Consider the following 1800-nt stretch of genomic DNA (forward strand, 5'->3'; position numbering starts at 1 on the left):
GTTTGAATAGATCTGAGGATATGCTTATAGGGATTTTAGGAGTATTGAAGGCCGGAGGAGCGTATGTTCCTATGGATCCTGGTTATCCCATGGAAAGATTTGATCATATATTGCGAGATACAGGAGCAGGTTTAGTCCTAGTAGAAGAGAGTACAAAAGATATTTTATATGAATATAGGCAATATTTATCTTTATCAGGATCTTCAGAAGAAGTTGAATTTTCCGTTGTAAGTTTGGATAATGTATCTGTTGTAGATACTCTTTCAGGTTGTAGTATTACTAATCCTGTTACGGGAGTTAAATCTGATAATTTGGCTTATGTAATTTACACGAGTGGCACAACAGGTAAGCCTAAAGGAGTAATGATCGAGCATAGTGGAGTAGTAAATTTAATAATACAACAGTCTGTAATATTTGATTTAAATTCATCTATTTCTTCTTTACGACAGAAAAATATTCTTTGGTATGCAAATTATGTTTTTGATGCGCATGTGTGGGATTTATATTGTGTACTCGCTTTTGGGCATACTGTACATCTTTTAAATAAAGAAAAGCAGGTTGATTTAGAAGGTTTACAACAATATATAAGTGAAAAAAGTATAGAAATAGCTACTATTCCTCCTGCATTGCTTAATAAGGAAATAATCCTACCTTTGAATAAGCTTGTCGTTGCAGGAGAAATTACCAGCTCTTCATTGATGGAGCATTATAAAAATCAAGGGGTAGATATTATTAATGCTTATGGTCCTACTGAGTCAACAGTATGTGTAACCTATCATTATTATCATGAAGATGGAAATCCTCTTAATATAGGACGGCCTATTTCGAATACTTCGGTGTATGTTTTAGATCGTTATTTACGTCCCGTACCTGTAGGTGCAGTGGGAGAATTGTATATTGGAGGTAGTGGTTTATCACGAGGTTATTTAAATCTACCGGAACTTACCAATGAGCGTTTTGTAGCTAATCCTTTCCAGAGTGAATATGATAAGGAGTTAGGCTATAATGGACGTATATATAAGACTGGAGATTTAGGCCGTTATCTTCCTGGGGGAGATTTGGAATATATAGGTCGAAATGATTTCCAGGTAAAGATTCGAGGTTATAGGATAGAGTTGGGAGAGATAGAGAGTGCTCTTGTTGGCTATGAAGGTATTCGTCAGAGTGTTGTTTTAGCTAAAGAGAATAACTCCGGCTTAAAATATCTGGTAGGATATTATATATCGGATAGAGCAATCAATGCTGAAGATTTATCATTGTATTTATCGGGTCTTTTACCAGAGTATATGGTTCCTTCGGCGTATGTTCATTTAGAAGAGTTTCCTTTAACGATTAATGGGAAGTTAGATCGTCGGGCCTTACCTGAGCCTAATTTTGTAGGAGATAGAGAATATGTAGGAGCCTCGAATGATCTAGAGAAAAGTCTTGTAGCTATTTATGGCGATGTATTAGGATTAGATAGTACAAGTATTAGTATCCATGATGATTTCTTTAGATTAGGTGGTAATAGTATTATGGCTATTAAATTGATTAGTAAGATTCATCACTCTTTGGGTATCAAGGCTAGTGTAGCTGAGGTTTTCACCTATAAAAGTGTTTTAGGTCTTTCTTTGGCTCTTGGTGATGTACATGCCTGTGATGGTCCTTTACTAGAACGTATAGAAGTTATGAGCCCTGAGGATCAGTTGCTATCTTTTGCACAGGAGCGTTTATGGTTTATTGAGAACTATGAAGGAGGTAGTAATGCCTATAACGTTCCTATGGTGTTTCGTTTGGATGCTGGTACAGATCTTTCTGTGT

The 1800-nt window shown here is 36.0% G+C and carries 1 protein-coding gene; it reads left to right on the forward strand.

What is annotated here, in order from left to right:
* Nucleotides 1-1800 (forward strand): non-ribosomal peptide synthetase (locus CHRY9293_RS18310; protein ID WP_162034295.1); only part of this gene is annotated, 1800 nt, incomplete at both ends.

The organism is Chryseobacterium potabilaquae, from assembly GCF_902728265.1.
Classification (GTDB): domain Bacteria; phylum Bacteroidota; class Bacteroidia; order Flavobacteriales; family Weeksellaceae; genus Chryseobacterium; species Chryseobacterium potabilaquae.